The sequence below is a fragment of the Acidimicrobiia bacterium genome (genome assembly GCA_040878325.1).
Lineage (GTDB): Bacteria > Actinomycetota > Acidimicrobiia > Spongiisociales > UBA11373 > JAUYIV01.
In genome coordinates, this window is the sequence record JBBDMM010000010.1 from 177,632 (window position 1) to 197,895 (window position 20,264).

Annotated in this window: 18 protein-coding genes; 14 read left to right on the forward strand and 4 right to left on the reverse strand. The window is 67.7% G+C overall.

Features of this window, described 5'->3' with window-relative positions; genetic code table 11:
- Entirely contained in the window at positions 1-375 is a 375-nt protein-coding gene (locus WD184_05965) for a hypothetical protein (protein ID MEX0826277.1), read from the forward strand.
- Positions 376-377: 2 nt separating this feature from the next.
- Positions 378-584 (forward strand): hypothetical protein, encoded by a 207-nt coding sequence (locus WD184_05970; GenBank protein MEX0826278.1) that lies wholly within the window; start codon positions 378-380, stop codon positions 582-584.
- Between the two features lie 12 nt (positions 585-596).
- On the opposite strand, the gene WD184_05975 is transcribed toward WD184_05970, so the two are convergent.
- Positions 597-1,220, reverse strand: a complete 624-nt coding sequence (locus WD184_05975; protein MEX0826279.1) for an alpha/beta fold hydrolase — start codon at positions 1,218-1,220, stop codon at positions 597-599.
- A gap of 212 nt (positions 1,221-1,432) precedes the next feature.
- On the opposite strand from WD184_05975, the gene lpdA reads away from it, so the two are divergent.
- The 6 genes from lpdA to WD184_06005 all read left to right on the forward strand — a co-directional run bounded on the left by lpdA (position 1,433) and on the right by WD184_06005 (position 8,872).
- Positions 1,433-2,803 (forward strand): dihydrolipoyl dehydrogenase, encoded by a 1,371-nt coding sequence (gene lpdA, locus WD184_05980; GenBank protein MEX0826280.1) that lies wholly within the window; start codon positions 1,433-1,435, stop codon positions 2,801-2,803.
- 67 nt (positions 2,804-2,870) lie between these two features.
- Positions 2,871-4,865: a dehydrogenase E1 component subunit alpha/beta gene (locus WD184_05985; protein MEX0826281.1), complete on the forward strand. Its 1,995-nt coding sequence runs from the start codon at positions 2,871-2,873 to the stop codon at positions 4,863-4,865.
- Positions 4,866-4,873: 8 nt separating this feature from the next.
- Complete coding sequence (locus WD184_05990; protein ID MEX0826282.1) at positions 4,874-6,454, forward strand: dihydrolipoamide acetyltransferase family protein; 1,581 nt, start codon at positions 4,874-4,876, stop codon at positions 6,452-6,454.
- On the forward strand, positions 6,451-8,082 hold the full coding sequence (gene lipA / locus WD184_05995) for a lipoyl synthase (protein ID MEX0826283.1): 1,632 nt from the start codon (positions 6,451-6,453) through the stop codon (positions 8,080-8,082). The genes WD184_05990 and lipA overlap by 4 nt, the downstream gene beginning before the upstream one ends.
- Before the next feature lie 32 nt (positions 8,083-8,114).
- The gene (locus WD184_06000) at positions 8,115-8,435 is read left to right on the forward strand and encodes a metalloregulator ArsR/SmtB family transcription factor (protein ID MEX0826284.1); all 321 of its coding nucleotides are present in this window, start codon (positions 8,115-8,117) and stop codon (positions 8,433-8,435) included.
- Positions 8,432-8,872, forward strand: coding sequence for an SRPBCC domain-containing protein (locus WD184_06005; GenBank protein ID MEX0826285.1), 441 nt, complete (start codon positions 8,432-8,434; stop codon positions 8,870-8,872). Before WD184_06000 ends, WD184_06005 begins: the two co-directional genes overlap by 4 nt.
- 130 nt (positions 8,873-9,002) lie before the next feature.
- On the opposite strand, the gene WD184_06010 is transcribed toward WD184_06005, so the two are convergent.
- Entirely contained in the window at positions 9,003-9,857 is an 855-nt protein-coding gene (locus WD184_06010) for an adenylate/guanylate cyclase domain-containing protein (protein ID MEX0826286.1), read from the reverse strand.
- Between the two features lie 70 nt (positions 9,858-9,927).
- Positions 9,928-11,070: a hypothetical protein gene (locus WD184_06015; protein MEX0826287.1), complete on the reverse strand. Its 1,143-nt coding sequence runs from the start codon at positions 11,068-11,070 to the stop codon at positions 9,928-9,930.
- A gap of 172 nt (positions 11,071-11,242) precedes the next feature.
- On the opposite strand from WD184_06015, the gene WD184_06020 reads away from it, so the two are divergent.
- Together WD184_06020 and tkt are read left to right on the forward strand one after the other, a co-directional pair.
- Positions 11,243-12,337: a Xaa-Pro peptidase family protein gene (locus WD184_06020; protein ID MEX0826288.1), complete on the forward strand. Its 1,095-nt coding sequence runs from the start codon at positions 11,243-11,245 to the stop codon at positions 12,335-12,337.
- Entirely contained in the window at positions 12,334-14,262 is a 1,929-nt protein-coding gene (gene tkt / locus WD184_06025; protein ID MEX0826289.1) for a transketolase, read from the forward strand. Before WD184_06020 ends, tkt begins: the two co-directional genes overlap by 4 nt.
- Positions 14,263-14,292: 30 nt before the next feature.
- Here tkt and WD184_06030 read toward each other — a convergent pair whose 3' ends face one another.
- A complete protein-coding gene (locus WD184_06030) occupies positions 14,293-16,023 on the reverse strand; it encodes a bifunctional sulfate adenylyltransferase/adenylylsulfate kinase (GenBank protein MEX0826290.1) in 1,731 nt (576 codons plus the stop codon).
- A 116-nt stretch (positions 16,024-16,139) separates the two neighbouring features.
- On the opposite strand from WD184_06030, the gene WD184_06035 reads away from it, so the two are divergent.
- The 4 genes from WD184_06035 to WD184_06050 all read left to right on the forward strand — a co-directional run bounded on the left by WD184_06035 (position 16,140) and on the right by WD184_06050 (position 20,262).
- A complete protein-coding gene (locus WD184_06035; protein ID MEX0826291.1) occupies positions 16,140-16,793 on the forward strand; it encodes a hypothetical protein in 654 nt (217 codons plus the stop codon).
- A 156-nt stretch (positions 16,794-16,949) separates the two neighbouring features.
- Positions 16,950-17,507 (forward strand): cob(I)yrinic acid a,c-diamide adenosyltransferase, encoded by a 558-nt coding sequence (locus tag WD184_06040; GenBank protein MEX0826292.1) that lies wholly within the window; start codon positions 16,950-16,952, stop codon positions 17,505-17,507.
- The gene (locus WD184_06045; GenBank protein ID MEX0826293.1) at positions 17,504-18,976 is read left to right on the forward strand and encodes a leucyl aminopeptidase; all 1,473 of its coding nucleotides are present in this window, start codon (positions 17,504-17,506) and stop codon (positions 18,974-18,976) included. The genes WD184_06040 and WD184_06045 overlap by 4 nt, the downstream gene beginning before the upstream one ends.
- A 17-nt stretch (positions 18,977-18,993) precedes the next feature.
- A complete protein-coding gene (locus WD184_06050; protein ID MEX0826294.1) occupies positions 18,994-20,262 on the forward strand; it encodes a sugar transferase in 1,269 nt (422 codons plus the stop codon).
- Positions 20,263-20,264: the final 2 nt, after the last annotated feature.

Genomic DNA, 20,264 nt, shown 5'->3' on the forward strand with positions numbered 1-20,264 from the left:
ATGGCGCTCGTCGGACTATTGACGATCGCGGTCGCCTGCGGCGACGACGCCGGTGGTGAGCCGATCGAAGAGCGCATTCCCCGTTCGGTTCCCGACGGGTTCCCCCTACCGGCTGCTGGGGTGATCTCCGACGCGGTGATCGATGCCGAGAACCACCGCACCGAGTTCACGGTCACGGTGGAGTCGGATTCGCTATCCCTGATCCAGTTCTTCACGATCGAGTTGGTGAGCCAGGGCTACGTGATCGATGGGGCAGCCCGCGTCGACGACTCCACATGGGAGATCGAATTCAGCCAGGGAGACCTTCTCGGAACGATCCTTATCACCGACGGAGACGGCCTCTCCCGGGCCGTCGTGACCATGAATGTGAGTTGATCATGGGTCGTCTGCGTGCCTTTCCCGCCCACCGCTTCGTCGGCACTCGCGACGACATGCGGGTCCACGACTGCGACAACGACCTGCAGTTCACCCGCCTCTCGGCAAGGGTCGAAGCCGAGGCCCTGCTCGGTTCCAAGCTGCTCGCTTCGTTCGGGCCGGACACGCTCGCTGAGGCTCGCAACCGGGGGTTTTCCCCCGCGGGCTAGGAGGCCTGGACCTCATTTGAAGTGCTCTACCAGGGCCTTCCCCACCACCGCTTCTCGAAAGTAGAAGAAGTGGTCGCTGCCCGAAAGCACTTCCATGCGGGCTCCGATCGAATCGGCATATCCGCGCAGGTCGTCGACCGAGGTGTACTGGTCGCGGTCACCGATGACGAACAGGCGCCTGGCCGGAGCGAGACCGGAGGGTTCGGGCAGCAGGCCGCCCCTCGCGTCGGGGAACCACACCGGCGGAGCAACACCGGCGTATCGGATGGTGGAGCTTGCCGCCGCCTGCCATCGCAGGGCGACGACGGCACCGAACGACCAACCGGCCAACCCGACCTCCACCGCCGGGTGCGTCTGGACTGCGAGCGCAACAGCAGCGGCGACGTCGGCGATCTCGTCGACACCCTCGCCGTGAGCGCCCTCGGACCGTCCGACTCCCCGGAAGTTGAACCGCAGCACCGCGAAGCCGGCGTCGCTCAGGGTTCCCGCCAGGCTCTTGATGAGGGGGGCGTTCATCGTGCCCCGCTGCCTGGGGTCAGGGTGACACAGCACGACGGCGCAGCGGGGTGCTTGGAGGGGATTCGACCAGTCGCCTTCGAGGGTGAGCCCGTCGGCGGTTTCGAACGAGACCGTCAAAGTGCGCCCATCAAGAACCAGACGAGCGATGCGGCGAGTATCACCATCGCCGTCACCAGTGCGGCGATGATCAGGTACCGGGTCTGCACCCGGTGAGGGTACGGCAGTCGAGGGGCGATGGAAGTCGACGCCGGTTCACGTCTCCGGGAGTCCCAGGGCGGGTGACAGTGACCGGGGAACTAACCTCGTAGGGCACCGAGCCCGGAGGATTCTTGTACGACGTCGCCATCATCGGGGGTGGGCCAGGGGGCTACGCAGCCGCCCTATATGCCCACAATTTCGGGCTCTCGGTCGCTCTGGTCGAGAAGGACAAGGTCGGCGGCACTTGTCTCCACCGCGGGTGTATTCCCGCCAAGTCCTGGCTCAACACGGCCGAGGTGTTCCACCAGGTCGCCCATGCCGCCGACCACGGAGTGATCACTTCGGCTCCCAGCCTGGATTGGGCGAAGGCCCTGGAGCGGAAGGGCCGGGTGGTGGATCAACTGTTCACCGGGCTGCAGGGACTGCTCAAGAAGCGTGGAGTCGAGGTCATCCAGGGGACGGGCCGCCTCGCCGGCCGGGGAACGGTCGATGTGACCCTCGCCGATGGCTCATCGAATCGGATCGAGGCGCGCAATGTGATCATCGGAACCGGGTCGGTCCCGCGGTCGATCCCCGGCTACGACTTCGACGGCGAGCGGATCGTCAGCTCCGATCATGCGCTCGACTGGACCTCGCGGCCCGAGCGGGTCGCCATCATCGGTGCCGGGGCGATCGGGGCGGAGTTCGCCAGCATGCTCATCGACCTCGGGTCGCAGGTGCATCTATTCGAGGTGGTCGACCAGGTGCTTCCGGGAGCGGAGCCGCGGGCGGCGCGCCTCTTGCAGAAGTCGTTCACCGACAAGGGAATGCAGGTGCACACCGGGGTGGGGGTGGGGGCACCCCAGATCGTGTCCAGCGGCGTGGTCGTGCCATTCGGTGACGAGTCGGTCGAGGTGGATGTGGTGCTGGTGGCCGTCGGACGGGCTCCGGTCACCTCGGGTATCGGCCTCGAAGAGGCAGGGATCGTTCTCGACCGGGGCTTCGTGGTGGCAGATCTGGAGACGATGCTCACCGGAGCCCCCAATGTGTACGCGGTCGGTGACATCGTCGCCGGGACACCACAGCTTGCTCACGCCGGTTTCGCCGAGGGGATCTCGGCCATCACGCACATCGCCACCGGGACCGCAGCCCCCACCGACTATCGGGCGATCCCGTTGGTCGTCTACACCCACCCCGAAGTGGCGTCGGTGGGCCTCACGGAACAGCAGGCGAAGGATGCGGGTTACGACGTCGTGGTGACCGATCATCCGTTCGCCGGTGCCGGCCGGGCCATCATCAAGGGAGAGACGGGCATGGCCCGGGTGGTCGTCCAACGAGACGGGCCGATTCTGGGGGCCACCGTCGTCGGCTCGATCGCGGGGGAGACGATTCACGAGTTGATGTACGCCGTCGGGTGGGAAGCGCTGCCCTCCGAGGCGGCGGCGTTCATCCACGCGCATCCCACGATGGCGGAAGCGGTCGGCGAAACGCTGCTCGCCGCTGCCGGTAGGAGCCTGCATTGATCGGGTATGGGAACATTGCTGGCGCCGATGACGACGAGCGGCCCGGGTCGGGCTCGAGGGGACGACGTTGATCGAAGCAAAGGGCCATGCCGCCGAACTGACCGAAGCCCAGCTCATCTCGATGTACGAGTTGATGCTGACCGGTCGTACTCTCGAGACGCGCCTCCACACCATGTACCGCGGTGGCCGCCTCGCGGGCGCGGTGTACCCCGGTGTCGGGCAGGAAGCCGCTCAGGTGGGCTTTGCGTTCGCTCTCGAGAAGGACGACGTCTTCGGGCCCACCCACCGGGATCTGCTCGGCCAGTTGACGAAGGGCGTCACTCTCGAGGAGACCCTCCTCAACTTCTATGGCAAGGCCGCCGCCCCGACCAAGGGCCGTGACGGCAACAGCCACTTTGGGGTGGTCGACAAGGGCACCCTCATGGTGGTCTCGCCCCTCCCCGACGCGTACCCGGTGGCGATGGGATGCGCCCTGGCGTTCAAGCAAAAGTCGGAACGCCGGGTGGCGCTCGCCAACTGCGGCGAGGGTGCGACCGCAACCGGTACCTGGCACGAGGCCGTGAACATGGCCGCGGTGCTCCACCTGCCGATCGTGTTCACGGTGCAGAACAACCAGTACGCCTACTCCACCCCCAATGACCTGGAGTTCAACCTCTCCTATGTCGCCCACCGAGCCGACGGGTACGGGATCCCAGGAGTGGTGGTCGATGGAAACGACGTGCTCGAGTGCTACGCCGCCGCCAAGGAGGCGGTCGAGCGGGCCCGCAACGGCGAAGGCCCCACCCTCATCGAGGCGGTGACTTTCCGCCACTTCGGCCACGCCGGGCATGATCCCGCCGAGTATGTGAAGCCCGACGAGCGTGAGGCCTGGATGGCCAAGGATCCGCTTCCTCGGTTCGAGGAATTCCTCGGCTCGCGGGGGCTGCTCGACGAGACACGCCGCGCCGACATCGTCGGGCGGATCGAGGACAAAATCCGCAAGACGATCGAGTGGGCGCAGGAGCAAGCCGACCCGTCGCCCGAGTCGGTCTCGATGGACATCTTTGCGGTCCGCACCACCTCTGCTCCGGCCCCAACCGCGCCCGCCGGTGAGCCGGTGACCCTGCTCGACGCGGTGGCCCAGGCGCTGGACGAGGAGATGGAACGCGACGAGCGGGTCTTCATCCTGGGCGAGGACGTCGGACCTTTCGGGGGCGCGTTCAAGGTGACGAAGGGTCTCCACGAGAAGTACGGGCCCAATCGGGTGATCGACACGCCGATCGCCGAATCGGCCATCGTCGGCGGCGCGGTCGGGGCGGCACTGATGGGCCAGCTGCCGATCGTGGAACTCCAGTACACCGACTTCATCTATCCGGCCTTGGACCAAATCACCACCGAGGCCGCCAAGTACCACTGGAAGACCGGCAAGGCGGTCCCGATCGTGATCCGCGGCCCAAGCGGAGCGGGGCTTCGCGCCGGGCCGTTCCACTCCATCAGCCCGGAGGGGATGCTCGCCCACCACGCGGGCATCAAAGTGGTGGTCCCCAGCACTCCGACGGCCGCCAAGGGCCTGATGCTGGCGGCGATCCGAGATCCGAATCCGGTGATCTTTCTCGAACACAAGAAGCTCTATCGAAGTGTGAAAGAGGCGATCCCGCCGGGCGACTACGAGATCGCGATCGGCAAGGCACGCGTGGCTCGCGAGGGCGACGACGTGACGATCGTCACCTGGGGAGCAATGCTCCACACATCGCTGGAGGCTGCCGAGCGGCTCGCCGCCGAAGGCATCGAGCCTGAGGTCATCGACCTGCAGTCGGTGTCGCCGATCGACTGGGATGCGGTGTTCGCGTCGGTCGCCAAGACCTCGCGCCTCGTCGTGGTGCAGGAGGACGTGCCATTCGCCAGCATTGCGTCGGAAGTCGCCGCCCGGGTGGCCGCCGACGCATTCTGGGACCTCGACGCGCCAGTGATCCGCGTCACTCCGCCCCAAGCCCACATACCCTTTGCCGCAGTCCTTGAGGATGCGTTCGTGCCCCAGGCGGACGACGTCTTCGAAGCGGTCCGCAAGCTCGCAGACGTCTAGGAGGATCCATGTCGCACACGGTCACCATGCCCCAGTTGGGCGAGACGGTCACCGAGGGAACCATCCTCCGGTGGGCGAAGCAGGCCGGAGACACCATCAGTGAGGACGAGGTGCTCCTGGAGATCTCGACCGACAAGGTGGACACCGAGGTGCCTTCTTCGTGGTCCGGCACCGTGCTCGAGATTCTCGTGCCCGAGGGCCAAACGGTCGCCGTCGGCACCCCGCTGGCGATAATCGGTGAAGCGGGCGAATCGGTGGCCCCCGCCGCCACGCCTGCTGCCGAGCCCGCGGCGGCCACTGCCGAGCCTGCACCGGCGGCCGCAGCGCCGCCGGCGGTAGAGGCCCCTCCGCCGGTCGAGGTGCAAGATCCGCCGGCGGCGGCGCCCCCGGTGGTGGCACCGGCGACCAGCACCGCGCCCTCCGCCCCCGAGGCTCCGGCTGCCGGGAAAGTGGGGATGCTCTCACCGGTGGTGCGACGGATCGCCGCCGAGGCCGGGGTCGACCTCTCCCAGGTGGTCGGCACCGGCCGCGGGGGCCGGATAACTCGCAAGGATGTCGAGCAGTTCGTGGCGTCAGGCCCGGCGGTCGAGGCGCCGGCCGCTCCGGCTCCGGCTCCAGCCCCGGCAGCGGAGGCTCCGGCACCGGCCCCCGCCGCCCCGGTTGCCGATGTCGCCGCGGCAGAGGCTCCTGCTCCAGCGCCGACAGAGGCTCCGGCATCCACTCCCGAGGCTCCGGTGGCTCTTCCGGCTGCGGAAACCCCGGTGCCGGCGGCTCCCGCCGCCGTGCCCGCCGCCCCTGCGGCGGCTCCGACTCCCGCTGCGGCCCCACAGGCTCCGGCGGCGAAACCGGTGTCCGTCGCCGCGGCTGCTGGCGATCAGGTGGAGGATCTCGATCGGCTGCGGGTTCGTATCGCCGAGAACATGACCCGCGCCAAGCAGACGGCGGCCCATGTGTGGACCTCGGTAGAAGTGGACTACGAGGCCCTCGAGCGGGTTCGCCAGCGCCATCGGGACGCGTTCAAGGAGCGCGAGGGCTTCTCGCTCACCTACCTGCCGTTTATCAGTCGGGCCACCATCGACGCGCTCAACGCGTTCCCGGTGGTCAACTCGTCGTTCGATCTCCCCAACAAGAAGCGGGTCCTGCACGGGCAGATCAACCTGGGCTACAGCGTCGACCTCGATGAGGGCGGCCTGGTGGTGATGACCCTGCGGGGCACCGACGGCCTGCGGATGAAGGGCATCGCCCGCGGGGTGAAGCAACTCGCCGACAAGGCCCGCAGCGGGAAGATGGAGCCCGACGACCTCGCCGGGAGCACGTTCACCATCACCAACCCGGGGCCGTTCGGTTCGTTCATGTCGGTGCCCATCATCAATGTGCCCAACGTGGCGATCCTGTCGACCGACACCGTCGCCAAGCGGGCGGTGGTGATCACCGACAAGGACGGCAACGACGGGCTGGCGATTCATCACGTCGGGTACCTGGGGCTCACCTGGGACCACCGGGCGTTCGACGGATCGACCGCGGTGAAGTTCCTCGCGCGAATCAAGGAGAACCTCGAGACCTGGGATTGGGAACAAGAGCTGACATGACGCTGCTCCGGTCCCGCTGGTTGGGCCGCCTCCCGTACGAGGAGGCGTGGGACCTCCAGCGGGCCATCCACGAGGGTCGGGTCGAGGGGCGCACTACTGACGACTACCTGCTCCTGCTCGAACACCCGCCGGTGTACACCGTGGGCCGATTCGCCACAGGTGGCAGCATGCTCATCTCCGAACCGCAGGCGGCGGGGCTGGGGGCCGAGTTGTTCCGGGTGGATCGTGGAGGCGATGTCACCTTCCACGGCCCCGGCCAGCTCGTCGGCTACCCGATCTTCGGACTCGGGCCGAAGCCGGATGTGGTGGGCCATGTGCGACGGATCGAGGAGGCGCTGATCGGCGTCCTCGCCGACCTGGGGATCGAAGCGTGGCGCGAGGACGGATTCACCGGGGTGTGGACCGCCTCGGGCAAGGTGGCCGCCATCGGGGTGCGCACTGCCCGTCGGGTCACCATGCACGGCTTCGCGCTCAATGTCACCACCGACCTCGCGTGGTTCGGCCACATCGTCCCATGCGGCATCCCCGATCGTCCCGTCACCTCGATCGCGGAGATCCTCGGACGCAAGGTGTCGATCGAGGAAGTGGTCGACCTGCTCGTGACCCGTTTCGCCGCGGTGTTCGGGCATGACAAGGTGGAAGACCATCGGGCCGCCTTCACCCGGGGCACCGGCCGGGTCGCCCCCGCCTTCGATGTCGACGAGCTGGTCGCCTGCGGCACCTTCTCTCCGGAGAGCCGCAACCTGATTCCGATCACGGTCAAGGGCCGGCTGCCCGGCGAGCCCGAGAAGCCGCCGTGGATGAAGGTGCGGCTCGACCTGGGCCCCGGCTACCGCGACCTCAAGCGGCTGGTCGAGGGCCTGGACCTCAACACCGTGTGCGAGGAGGCGGGCTGTCCCAACATCTACGAGTGCTGGGGGAGTGGCACCGCCACCTTCATGCTGCTCGGCGACGTGTGCACCCGGGCGTGCGGGTTCTGTGACGTCAACACCGGGCGACCGGGGGCGGTCGATTGGGACGAGCCCAAGCGGGTGGCCGAGGCGGTGGCGTCCATGGCCCTCGAGCACGCCGTGCTCACCTCGGTGAACCGCGACGACCTGGCCGACGGCGGCTCGGAGATCTTCGCCGAGTCGATCAAGGAGATCCGCACCCGGCTCACCTGCGACGTCGAGGTGCTGGTCCCCGACTTCAAGGGCGATCGGGCCGCACTGCGGACGGTCATGGACGCCGCCCCCGAGGTGCTCAACCACAACACCGAAACCGTACTCCGCCTCCAGCGGGATGTGCGCACCGCCGCCAACTACGGGCGATCGCTGGCGCTGCTGGCCCGTGCCCGGTGGATGCGACCCGAGTCGCTGATCAAGTCGGGGCTGATCGTGGGAATGGGGGAGACCAGGGAAGAGGTGCTGTCGACGCTCGCCGACCTGCGGGCAGTCGGGGTCGACATCGTCACCATCGGCCAGTACCTCCGCCCCACCGCCCGCCATCGCAGGGTCGACCGCTACGTGCACCCCGACGAGTTCGCCGAGTACGCCGCGTACGGCCAGTCGGTTGGCCTGCGCCATGTGGAGAGCGGACCGCTGGTGCGGTCCTCCTATCACGCCAAGGAGTCGGCGCGAGCGGGTTGACGACCGCCGGTGAACCTGGAATAGTTAACCCGATGGTTAACTCTCGCACCCTCGACCGACGCCTGGCAGCCCTGTCGGATCCAACCCGGCGAGCGATCGTCGAGCGCCTTTCCGAGGGCGAGGCGACGGTCTCCGACTTGGCGTCCCCGTTCGCCATGTCGTTGCCGGCGGTGCTGAAGCATCTCGGCGTGCTCGAAGGTGCCGGGCTGATGCGGTCCCGCAAGGTGGGCCGGGTCAAGACCTGCCGGTTGGAGCCGGCGGCGCTCGTCGCGGTCGTCGCGTGGATCGACGACCGCCGCGCTGTGTGGGAGCAACGCCTCGACGCCCTGGAACACCACCTGGAGGAAGCATGACCGACACGATCGATGCCAAAGGGTTCGTCCTGCGCCGCCGCTACCGGGCCACCCGGGAGCGCCTGTTCCGGGCGTTCACCGACCCCGACGAGATGCGCGGCTGGTACGCCCCCGTCGTCGGTTGGGAGGTCTCGCACGCCGAGGTCGACCCCAGAGAGGGCGGCGGATACCACCTCGAATTCGGCCCGCCGGGCGGCGACCAGATCATCGAGAAGGGGATCTTCCGAGAGTTCGACTCACCGAACCGACTGGTGTTCGAGGTGGCGCTGTCGGGTGGGATCGACGAGGCCACCCGGGTCACCGTCGAGTTCCTCGACCACGGAGACGAGACCGAGGTAGTGGTCAGCGAGACCGGCTACTCCAGCGAGGAGATCTCCCGGCGGCACGCGGGCGGATGGACCACCATGCTCGAGCAGTTGCGCGGGGTGGTGGGCTGACATTCGTCTCGACGCTGTCACGGCTCCTGGTACCGCTCAAGGGGCGGCACCAGGAAGCCCTCGAACACCGACCGGCTAGGCGAATCACGAAATCTCCCCGAGTCTTGCGGCATGGACCATCATCGGGTATTCATCCGACCTTGTAGAGAACGCGGGACTTCCCTGTGCCTCGCAACTCATGGGTCCCGAACTCGACGAGAGCGATGTCGGCGTCGCTGACCAGCCCTGCCGTCACGTCCGAGATCAGAGTCTCTCCGGGGCCGGCCAGAGCGAGGATGCGGGCCGCCTCGTGGACGGTCACGCCGGAGATGTCTTCGCTGGCGAGGTCCACTTCGCCCGTATGGATGCCGATCCTGATGCGGAGGCCCAACGATCCCAGGGCCTCGTGGAGGGCGGGGGCGCATCTGATGGCGCGCGCCGCCCCGTCAAACGTCGCCAGGACGCCGTCGCCCGTGGTCGACACCAGGCGGCCCCGGAAGCGAGCAAGGGTGTCGCCAACGATGTTCCCATGCTGGGCGAGAAGCTCGCCCCATCGGGTTGGCCCGAGAGACGTCGCCGTTCCCGTGGAGTCGACCAGGTCGGTGAAAAGCACGGTGAGCAGGACCCGTCGGCTCAAACTGTCGAGCGGCGAGAGCCAGCTGCGTACCCCCGTCCAATCGATCGTCACGCACTCCTCACCGCCGACGATCCAGCCGTCGTGGTGGGCAGGGATGTCGAACACCTCCCCGGGGCCCACCTCGAACTCTTCGCCGGTCGCCAACTGCACATGCATTATTCCCGATACCAGCAGGCCGATGTGTCGGACCTCACACCACTCCGTTCCCACCAAAGGTGCGACATGGGTCGACCACCGGAAACCAGCGGCGTGGACCGTGCGCGCCAGCCCGAATCCGCCGATTTCGAGAATCTCGGAGTGCACCAATCCGGGCACGTCGACGACCTCGTCGGGTTCTGAGAAACGCCTTACGACTGGTTTCGAGTCCACGCGCCCCCTCGGCTCGCTCCAAGTCTGCCATCTAGTCGAGACGGCGCGCTGGTTGCTCGACGGTTGAGGGTCAGGGCCCGACCAGCGGGTAAAGCCACACCGCCGGATCGCCTACCGGTCGGGTTCCGTCCGCACCGGCCGCCACCAGGCCGGGTCCACCGGTGGTGACGGTGTTCATCCACCGATGCCCCGGCTCGGCGAAGGCGGCGGCTTCAATCTGAGCCCAGGTGGTCCCGTCGGCCGACAGCCAGACGGCCGGGATCCGGTTCCCGGCGATCGTCGTGTCGTAACCCACGGCGACGAAGCCTTGGGGGCCGTAGGTCATCGCCGACACCCGTTGCACCAGGGGAAGGGCAAACGTCTCCTCGGCGACCCGGGTCCACGCCTGCCCGTCGGTGGACACCCACACGGCCACGTCGTTGTCCACGCCGGGCCGGCCGAGGATGTTGGTACCCGCCGCCACGTACCCCTCGGGGCCGGCGCTCACCGCACTGACGAACTGCCAACCCGGGCCCTCGAAGATGGGGTCGTCGACGAGCGACCAGGAGAGCCCGTCAGGCGACACCCAGACCCGGGCGTCCATGTGGAAGAGCCCGAACTGGTTGGGCCAGTAGTTGGATCCAGCCGCGACGAGTCCATGCTCGCCCACCGTGATCGAGTAGATCCGCTGGTGGCCGAACCCTCCAAGGGCGGGATCGAACACCCGCCTCCACTGGAGGCCGTCGGGCGACACCCAGACGGCGGCGTCCACCTGGTTGCCCGACATGTCGTGACCCGCTGCGACGAAGCCGGAGTCGGTGGCGACGACCGTGCGAATCTCCTGGTCACCGTCGTCGTTGAATCCGGGATCCAGCACTCTGATCCATTCCGTTCCGTCGACCGATGCCCACACTGCGGCGTCGAAGTTCCCACCCGAGCCGTCGAAGCCGACCGCGATGATCCCCGGCCCGCCCCAGGCGAGGTCGTGGATCCCCTGGGCCTGCGGCCCCCCAAACAGGGGGCTGAGCACCCGGGTCCATGAGGTGCCGTCGGGGGAGATCCAGATGACGGCATCGGGGTCGGTCTGTGAAGAGTCGATACCGCTGGCGACGAGCCCGTCACCGGCCTCGATCACGTCGGTTATCCACTGGTACCCGTTGTCGAGCAGGGATTCGTCGTCGGTGCGGATCCACTCACCTACCCGCAGCGCCGGGAGCCCGGCGGTCGTCGTCACGTCGACCTGGATAGGCGCGCTGCGGCTACCCCCCGAGCACGAAGCGAGGAGCGTGGCGGCGAGGACGAGCGATCGGCGGACCAGGATGCCCTCCTGTCCACGGAGCTGGACCCGACCAGGATGCCAGATGTGGCGTCGCCGTGTGCCCCGGTGCCAGTTAGCCTCGATGACGATGTTCCCTGACTTCGACTACTCGTCTCGCCTCGACCGTTTGCGTGCCCTCATGGCGGGCCAGGCCGTCGAGGTCGCCCTTCTCTCCGTGGGGGCCGACCTTCCCTACTTCACCGGATATGAGGCGATGCCGCTCGAGCGGCTCACCATGCTGGTGGTGCCTGCCGACGACGAGGCCACCTTGGTCGTGCCCCGTCTGGAAGCCCCCCGAGTGATGGATCGCGGCGCCTTTTCAGTGCGGGACTGGGGGGAGACCGACGACCCGGTTGAGATCGTGGGCGGCATCGTGGGTCCCCGCACTCGTGCGGTGATCGCCGATCCCACCTGGTCGATCTTTCTGCTCGGTCTGCAGTCGCTCATCCCCAAGGCGTCGTTCGCCTCGGCGACCCCGCTGACGAGGGAGCTGCGGATGCGCAAGGAGCCCGAGGAGATCCGCTGGCTCCGCCATGCGGCCGAGGCCACCGATCGAGTGGTCGCACGGCTTGACGAGGTTTCCTTCGCCGGACGGTCCGAGCGGGCAGTGGCCGGCGACATCGCGGCCATGACCGTCGCCGAGGGGCACGACGTCTCGACTTTCACGATCCTGGCCTCTGGCCCCAATTCGGCATCTCCGCACCACGAGACCGGCGATCGGGTTGTCACCGAAGGCGACTCGATCGTGCTCGACTTCGGGGGCCGGGCGCACGGATACCACTCCGACACCACCCGTACGCTCCATGTCGGTCCGCCCTCCGCTCGGTACAGCGCGGCATTCGACGTGCTCGAGCGGGCGCAGGCTGCGGGCCGGGCCGCGGTGGTCCCCGGGGTGCCGGCCCAGGAGATCGATCGGGCCACCCGGGCCGCGATCGCCGACGCCGGATATGGCGATTTTTTCATCCATCGCACCGGGCACGGGATCGGTATCGAAGGTCACGAGCACCCGTACATCGTCGAGGGCAACGAACTCCCGGTCGAGACGGGCATGACCTTCTCGATCGAGCCCGGGATCTACGTGCCCGGCGAGTTCGGCATGCGGATCGAGGACATCGTGGCGGTAGGACCTGATGGCATCGACGAACTGAACCGGTCCGATCGCAGCCTGCGAGTGGTGGCATGACCACCGACCAGCTGGCCGTCGACACGATCAGAGCCCTGGCCATGGACGCCGTCCAGCGCGCCGAGAGCGGCCACCCGGGGATGCCGATGGGAATGGCCGACATCGCGGTGGTGCTGTGGACCCGCCACCTGATGGTGGACCCAACCGATCCGCACTGGCACGATCGCGATCGATTCGTGGTCTCCAATGGGCACGGCTCGATGCTCCTCTACTCGCTGCTGCACCTCGCCGGCTTCGACATCTCGATGGATGACATCCGGAACTTTCGGCAAATCGGATCACCGACCCCGGGGCACCCCGAACGGGACCAGGACCGTGGGATCGAGACCACCACCGGACCGCTCGGCCAGGGGTTCGGCACTGCAGTCGGGATGGCGATTGCAGAAGCCCACCTGCGTGCGGTCCTGGGCCCCGAGCTGGTGGACCATCGCACCTACGCCCTCGTCAGCGACGGCGACCTCATGGAGGGGATCTCATCCGAGGCAGCGTCGTTCGCCGGACGGCTGCGGCTGGGCCGGCTCGTCTACCTGTATGACGACAACGAGATCTCCATCGATGGCGACACCGACATCACATTCACCGAAGATGTCGGTGCCCGATTCGCCGCGTACAACTGGCACGTGCTCGATGTCGACGGGCACGACCGGGAGGCGGTGGACCAGGCCATCACGGCCGCCAAGGCTGACGATCGACCCAGCCTCATCGTCTGCCACACCAAGATCGCTCATGGCGCACCCACCAAGGAAGGCACCGCCGAGGCTCACGGCAACCCGCTCGGTGAGGAGGAGATCGCGGCCACGAAGCGGGGGATGGGGTGGCCGGTCGATTCCAAGTTCGAGGTACCCGACGAGGTTTACGCACTGTTCCGTGAAGCCATGGTCAAGGGCACAGCTGCCCGGAAGGAGTGGGAAGGACGGCGGGCCTCGGCGTCGGACGAGGAGTGGGACGCCTTCTTCGCTCCGCCACCGGTGGAAGTCGGCGACCTCGGATTCGCAGTCGGAGCATCGGTGGCCACCCGCAAGGCGTCGGGCAAGGCGATCAACGCCATCGCCCCGTTCTACCCGGGGCTCCTCGGCGGGTCGGCCGACCTCGCTCCATCGACCAACACCCTCATCGAAGGGAGTCCCGAGTTCCAGGACGACTACGCCGGCCGCAACTTCCGATTCGGGGTGCGGGAACACGCGATGGGGGCAGCCGTCAACGGGATGGCAATCCACGGTGGGCTACGCCCCTACGGAGCGACCTTCCTCACCTTCAACGACTACATGCGTCCGGCGACCCGGCTGGCCGCGCTGATGCACGCCCCCAGCATCTTCATCTACACCCACGACTCGGTGTTCCTCGGCGAGGACGGCCCGACGCATCAGCCGATCGAGCACCTGGCTTCGCTGCGGGCGATGCCGAACATGTGGGTGATCCGCCCGGCCGACGCCGGCGAAGCCGGGGAAGCGTGGGAGATGGCGCTGCGCCGCACCGATGGGCCGTCGTGCCTGATCCTGACGCGCCAGGGCCTGCCGGTGCTGGAGCGGCCGCAGGGGTCGCTGCATCTGGGTGGATACGTCATCCGCCAGGGTGACGATGCCGTCCTGGTCGCCACCGGATCGGAGGTGTGGGTCGCCCTTGCCGCCGCCGAGCGCCTGGTCGACGCCGGCATCTCCTTGCGAGTCGTCTCACTCCCGTGCTGGGAGGCGTTCTTCGAGCAGGACGCCACTTATCGGGAGTCAGTGCTCGGCCCGGACCTTCCCCGGGCGTCGCTCGAGGCTGCCGCCACTTTCGGCTGGGAGCGGATCGTCGGATCGGACGGCCTTGCCATCGGCATCGACCACTTCGGCGAATCCGCCCCCTGGGAGGATCTAGCCAAGGCCTATGGATTCACCCCGGAGGCAGTCGCGGCGCGCGTGATCGAGTGGTTGAAGTCGAGGTAGAGACGGCCATGCTCCGACGGCCGTAGGCACTCAGTCGCGCGACGCGTCGATGTATCCCTGTGACTCGAGGTGGAGGATGATTCGCTGGGCGGCGTGCTCGGGGGTGATGTCGGAGGTGTCGATCACCACGTCGGCGTCGGCAGGTTCCTCATAGGGATCCGAAATCCCGGTGAACTCCTTGATGATCCCGGCGCGGGCCTTGGCGTACAGTCCCTTGCGGTCGCGGGACTCGCACACGTCGATCGGCGTCGAGATCCACACCAGTTCGAACCCTCCTACCGGCTCGATCGTCTCGCGAACCAGGCGGCGCACCTCGTCATAGGGGGCGATGGGGGCGCAGATGGCGATGCCGCCGTTCTTGGTGATCTCCGACGCCACGTAGCCGATGCGGGTGATGTTCAGGTCGCGGTGCTCCTTGGAGAATCCCAACTCCGACGAGAGGTTCTTGCGGACGATGTCGCCATCGAGCAGCGTCACCGGACGGCCGCCCATCTCCAGGAGCTTGATCCGCAGCACGTTGGCGACGGTCGATTTGCCCGACCCCGACAAGCCGGTCATGAAGATCGTGAAGCCCTGACGGCTACGCGGGGGATGGGTCTTGCGAAGCTCATCGGCGACCTGAGCGAACGTGAACCACTCCGGGATCTCACGACCGTCCTGGAGCCGATCACGCAGGTCGGTGCCGGATATCGAGAGTGTCTTGGTGCCGTCGGCCACCTCGTCCATCGGGCGGTATTCATCCTCATCCGGGAGGTACACCATCATCTTGAACGGCACCATGCCCACGCCGAGCTCCTCCTCGAACTGGGAGAGCATCTCCTGGGCGTCGTACGGCCCGTAGAAGGGCTGGCCACTCGAGTCGTCGCCCGGCCCGGCGTGGTCGCGGCCCACGATGAAGTAGGTGCAGCCGTGGTTCTTGCGGATGATGGCGTGCCACACCGCCTCGCGCGGTCCGGCCATCCGCATGGCGAGGGGGAGCAGTGCCAGCTCGGCCGTGTTATTGGGGTACCGCGACATGACGGCTTGATAGGCGCGCACCCGGGTGTAGTGGTCCACATCTCCGGGCTTGGTCATCCCGACCACGGGGTGGATCAACAGATTGGCCTTGACCTCGCGGGCAGCGCGGACCGTGAGTTCGAGGTGGGCCCGGTGCATCGGGTTGCGGGTCTGGAACGCCACGATCCTTCGCCAGCCTCGTCGGGCGAAACGCTGACGGACCTCGGCCGGAGTCATTCGCAGCGTGGCGAAGTCGTAGTGGTGGGGGAGGCCGACGGCTTCGATCGTGCCTCCGACGTACCAGGGGTGGGTGCGGTCGAGCAGGTGGGCGACGCCGGGGTGCTTGCGATCGGTGGTGCCGAACACCTGGCGGGCTTCCTCCTCGCGGTCCGGCTGCCACACATCCGAAACCCGGAGCGCGCCCAGCATCACTCCCTCGTCGTCGCGGAGGGCCAGCATGTCGCCCTCCGCGAGTGATTTCGCCAATTCCTCGGGCACGTCGAGCGTGATCGGGATCGGCCACAACGTGCCATCGGCGAGTCGCATCTCGTCGCGCACCCGCTCGTAGTCGGCTCGCCCGAGAAATCCGGTCAATGGCGAGAACCCACCGTTTGCCAACAACTCGTAGTCGCAGAGGTGCCGGGGCGACAGGTCGAGGGACGGCCAGTCGCGTGACTGTTCTTTCATCTCGTCGGCGCGAGCCTGGTCGACGATCAGGTCGACGAGAGAGCCGCCGTGGGGCGCGATCAGGCTGTCGGACACGATGCGGTTCCTTCCGGACGAGGGCCGCAGGCGATGGCGCCGCGGCGGGGCCCCCAGTGTACCGGGTCGCGTTTCAGCCCCCGGAGGGGTCAGGAGGGGCTGCCCTAGACTCGCCCGCCTTGGATCCTTCTCTCGTCCTCTCCGCGTGGGCCAGCGGCATCGCCGCGGGGTTGGCGCTGGTCGCAGCCTGGCGTGTCGTCGGATCCGGGTACGCCCTCCTCGCGGCGGGGGTGGCGCTCCTCTTCGGTATCCCGGCGGCATTGGCCGGCGGGGGTCCGGCGGCGTGGGCGGGCTGCGGGCTGGTGTTGATGGCGGCGGCGATGTCGCGTCGCCCTCCTGCGGTTGTGATCCTGGCGGCGGCGGCCGCCTGTTCGTTCGGTGCCGCCGCCGCGCTCGCCGACCGCCCGCTCCTTGCCATCTCCGGGGGGTTGTTTCTCGGGGCGGTGACCAGCGAGATGATGCTCGGGCACTGGTACCTGGTCGACCCGCGCCTGCCGCGGCCCGCCCTTCGGCGGCTCGCCATCATCGGAGCGGCCGGGGGTGTCATCGACGCGGCGCTGGTCGCGGCCCACGGAGGCGTGCCGTGGGCTCCGGCCGAAGCAGTGACGGGCTGGGCGTTCGTGGTGCTGGCGGCCACCACGGTCCTGCTCATGGTGGCCGTCGGCCTGGCGCTACGGGAGCGGGGCTACTCGGGGGTGATGGCCGCCACCGGCCTCTCTTATCTCGCCATGCTCACCGCCGCCGGCGCGATGGTCCTGGGAAGGATGCTGTAGAGAGTCAAGAGCCAAGATTCAAGAATCAAGAAGCGCGACTCGCAGTCGGAGATACGACGGATCTCGGATCTGCGATTCGGACGAGCTCTTGGCTCTTGACTCTTGGCTCTTGGCGGAGCCCGGCGAAGCCGGGCGACCCCTTACACTCCGCCCCGCATGAAGATCTACACCAGGCGGGGTGACGACGGGTCGACCGGGCTGTTTCATGGGGGCAGGGTGGCGAAGGACGAGACCGGGCCTGAGGCTTACGGGACGGTCGACGAGGCGGTTTCGGCACTCGGGGTGGCCCGGGCCCTCGCCTCAGGGGACCTGGCCGACCAGATTCTCAGTGTTCAGCGTGACCTGTTCGTCGTGGCGGCGGAGCTGGCCACTTCGGCGGAGCGTCGCGGCTTGCTGGAAGCGGGGGTGTCGCTCACCACTGCGTCGATGGTGGTCGCCCTCGAGGCGCGGATCGACGACATCGAAGCCGAGCGCGGCCTGCCGAACGAGTTCATCGTCCCCGGCGGATCGCCGGTGGCGGCGGCGCTCGACCTCGCCCGGTCTATCACTCGCCGGGCCGAGCGGCGAGCGGTGACTCATGTCCGTCACTCGGGCATCGAGGACTCATTCGTGGTGCCCTACCTCAACCGGCTCGCCGACTATTTGTATGTACTCGCCCGCTCGGCCGAGGCCGCGTGGATACCCAGCCGAACCGAAGCAGAGGAGAGCGGATGATCGAGATACGAGGCAGCCTCGACGGGGAGGCGTTCGCCGACGCCGTCGTGTTGGGTGTGGGCGCCAACAAGGCACTCGACGATGCGGGGCGCTGGGTCGCGGAACGGATGCCCCGTCTGGATCGGCTTATGGACGAAGCCGAGTTCACCGGCAAGCCCGGGCAGACGCTCTCACTGGCGGGCTCCGGGGACGTTCCCTACAACCGGGTGGTGTTCGTCGGTCTCGGCTCCAAGCCAGACGCCGAGATCATTCGCCGGGCTGCTGGGTGTGGAGCTCGCTCGCTCCCGAAGGCGGTGATGGTGGCCACCACGCTGCACGCGGTTCCGGTCGATCGAGCAGCCGAGGCGACCGGGCTGGGGTTCGTTCTCGGCGCCTACACCTTCACCCGTCACAAGACCGATCCAAAGCCTTCGCTAACCACCTCGTTGGTGCTGCTCGGGGCGGATGACGCGTCCGTGGCGGAGGCACAGTTGGGTCGATCGATCGCCGGGGGAGTCAACCTCGCCCGCGACCTGATCAACACCCCAGCGATGGACAAAGCTCCGGAGGTGCTCGCCCAGGTAGCCCGCGACCTGGCTGCGCGCGTGGGAATGAATGTCCGGGTGCTCGACGAGAGGGAGATCGCCCAAGAGCGCCTCGGGGGGCTGTTGGGTGTCTCGCTCGGGTCGACCAAGCCCCCGCGCCTCGTAGAGCTTCGTTACGAACCCAAGGGTGCCAAGGGTTTCGTGGCGTTCGTCGGCAAGGGAATCGTGTTCGATTCGGGGGGCCTCTCGATCAAGCCCGCCGATGGCATGGAGACCATGAAGACCGACATGTCGGGCGCCGCTGCCGTCTTCGGGGCGATGCAGGTGATCGCCGAGATGGGCCTTCCGGTGAGGGTGCTGGGGATCGCCCCACTCACCGAGAACATGCCGAGCGGATCGGCCGTGAGGCCGGGCGACGTCCTCGAGATCCGCAATGGCAAGACGATCGAGGTGCTCAACACGGATGCCGAGGGGAGGCTCGTTCTCGCCGACGGCCTGTCGCTGGCGGCCGAAGAGAAGCCGGATCTCATCGTCGACATCGCCACCCTCACCGGTTCGTGCAAGGCGGCACTGGGGGAAAAGATCGCCGGGCTGTTCGGGGGCGACGACGCTGCAGCCATCGTGTCAGCCGCAGCGGAGGCGGCGGGCGAGCGCACCTGGCGGCTCCCCCTGCCCGACGACTACCGGAAGCTGATCGACTCGGAGGTCGCCGACATGAAGAACACCGGCGGCAAGTTCGGTGGGGCGATCACCGCGGCCTTGCTGCTCAAGGAGTTCGTGGGCGACGTGCCGTGGGTCCACCTCGACATCGCCGGCCCCGCCCGAGCGTCCGAAGCCGAGCACTACATCCCGAAAGGGGCGACGGGATTCGGCGTCCGCACCATGGTCGAGATCGTGCGACGGATGGCCGGTGGCGGCCCCGGCGAATCCCCTGACGGCGGCTGAAGTAGCCTGATCGCCTAATGGCTCGCCGCACGCTCGTTGCAGCCGTCCTGCTCGACCTAGCCGCGCTGCTGGTTGCGATGGAGATCGCCTCACTCGTCATCTTCGGCGATCCAATCCCGTGGCGGGCGCGGCCACAGTCGGGCACGATGCTCGCTTCGATTGTCGGCGGGGCATTGCTCGGGCTCTTCATCGCCTTCCGTCCGGCGGCCACCGGAGTCCACCGCCCCTCGTACGGGCGTGCCCTGTCGATGTCGTTGATCACGCTCGCGACGGCGTCCGTCGGCCTGGTGTTCTTCCGGGGCTTCTGGTCCCGGGGGTTCGTGCTCGTCACGGTCACCGCGTGGCTCGGGATCGGGCTGATCCATCGTTGGATTCGGCGTCGACGGCCATGGACGGAGACCCTGGTGCTGGTCACGTCCGAGAAGGCACTCGTCGAGGACCTGCTGGCGGCTCCCCACGCCGATATCGCTTCTGTGCTCGATCCGTCCGGTATCGCGCCGGATCGGCTGGTCCCCGGCGCCACACTGGCGGTGGACCTGCGCTCGGTGCTGAGCGACGAGATGGCCCGCTTCGTGTCGTCCTGCAATCTCGCCGGCCTTCCGGTGCGGTCGATGACTTCTGCCTACGAGGATCACACGGGCCGGCTGCCCATCGTTCACCTGCACGAAGGTTGGGAGTTGACGGTGCCGTTGTCGGGCCGCACGTTGTATGTGCAGGTCAAGCGGATCGTCGACACTGCCCTGGTCCTCGTCACTCTCCCGCTCTCCCTCGTCCTGGGTTCTCTGATCGCTCTGGCCATCAAGATCGAATCGCGCGGCCCGGCGATCTACCGACAGGAGCGCATCGGGCTCGAGGGCAAGCCATTCCGGCTCTACAAGTTCAGGACCATGCAGGTCGCCGAGGACCAATCGGCGCGGTTTGCAGAACGGGGTGACGGTCGGCTGACCCGGGTGGGGAGGGTGTTACGGCGCGTCCGCATCGACGAGCTCCCTCAGCTGTGGAACGTGCTGCGGGGCGACCTGAGCCTGGTCGGTCCCCGGCCCGAGCAGGAGCCGTTCGTGAAGGTGTTCTCCGAGTCGATTCCCTTCTACATGCACCGGCATCTGGTTCGCCCTGGTCTCACGGGGTGGGCTCAGGTGAACTTCGGGTACGCCGACAACGAGGCGGACACGGTAGAGAAGCTCTCGTTCGACCTCTACTACGTGAAGCACCTGTCGGTGTGGCTCGATCTCGAGATCCTCGGCCGGTCGGTGTGGACGGTGGTGTCGGGCTTCGGGGCTCGCTGACC

Bases quoted from the DNA above. Each gene is read 5' to 3' on its own strand.
- WD184_05965 (MEX0826277.1), top strand. From the start codon at position 1: ATGGCGCTCGTCGGACTATTGACGATCGCGGTCGCCTGCGGCGACGAC.
- WD184_05970 (MEX0826278.1), top strand. From the start codon at position 378: ATGGGTCGTCTGCGTGCCTTTCCCGCCCACCGCTTCGTCGGCACTCGC.
- WD184_05990 (MEX0826282.1), top strand. From the start codon at position 4,874: ATGTCGCACACGGTCACCATGCCCCAGTTGGGCGAGACGGTCACCGAG.
- lipA (MEX0826283.1), top strand. From the start codon at position 6,451: ATGACGCTGCTCCGGTCCCGCTGGTTGGGCCGCCTCCCGTACGAGGAG.
- WD184_06000 (MEX0826284.1), top strand. From the start codon at position 8,115: ATGGTTAACTCTCGCACCCTCGACCGACGCCTGGCAGCCCTGTCGGAT.
- WD184_06005 (MEX0826285.1), top strand. From the start codon at position 8,432: ATGACCGACACGATCGATGCCAAAGGGTTCGTCCTGCGCCGCCGCTAC.
- WD184_06020 (MEX0826288.1), top strand. From the start codon at position 11,243: ATGTTCCCTGACTTCGACTACTCGTCTCGCCTCGACCGTTTGCGTGCC.
- tkt (MEX0826289.1), top strand. From the start codon at position 12,334: ATGACCACCGACCAGCTGGCCGTCGACACGATCAGAGCCCTGGCCATG.
- WD184_06040 (MEX0826292.1), top strand. From the start codon at position 16,950: ATGAAGATCTACACCAGGCGGGGTGACGACGGGTCGACCGGGCTGTTT.
- WD184_06045 (MEX0826293.1), top strand. From the start codon at position 17,504: ATGATCGAGATACGAGGCAGCCTCGACGGGGAGGCGTTCGCCGACGCC.
- WD184_06050 (MEX0826294.1), top strand. From the start codon at position 18,994: ATGGCTCGCCGCACGCTCGTTGCAGCCGTCCTGCTCGACCTAGCCGCG.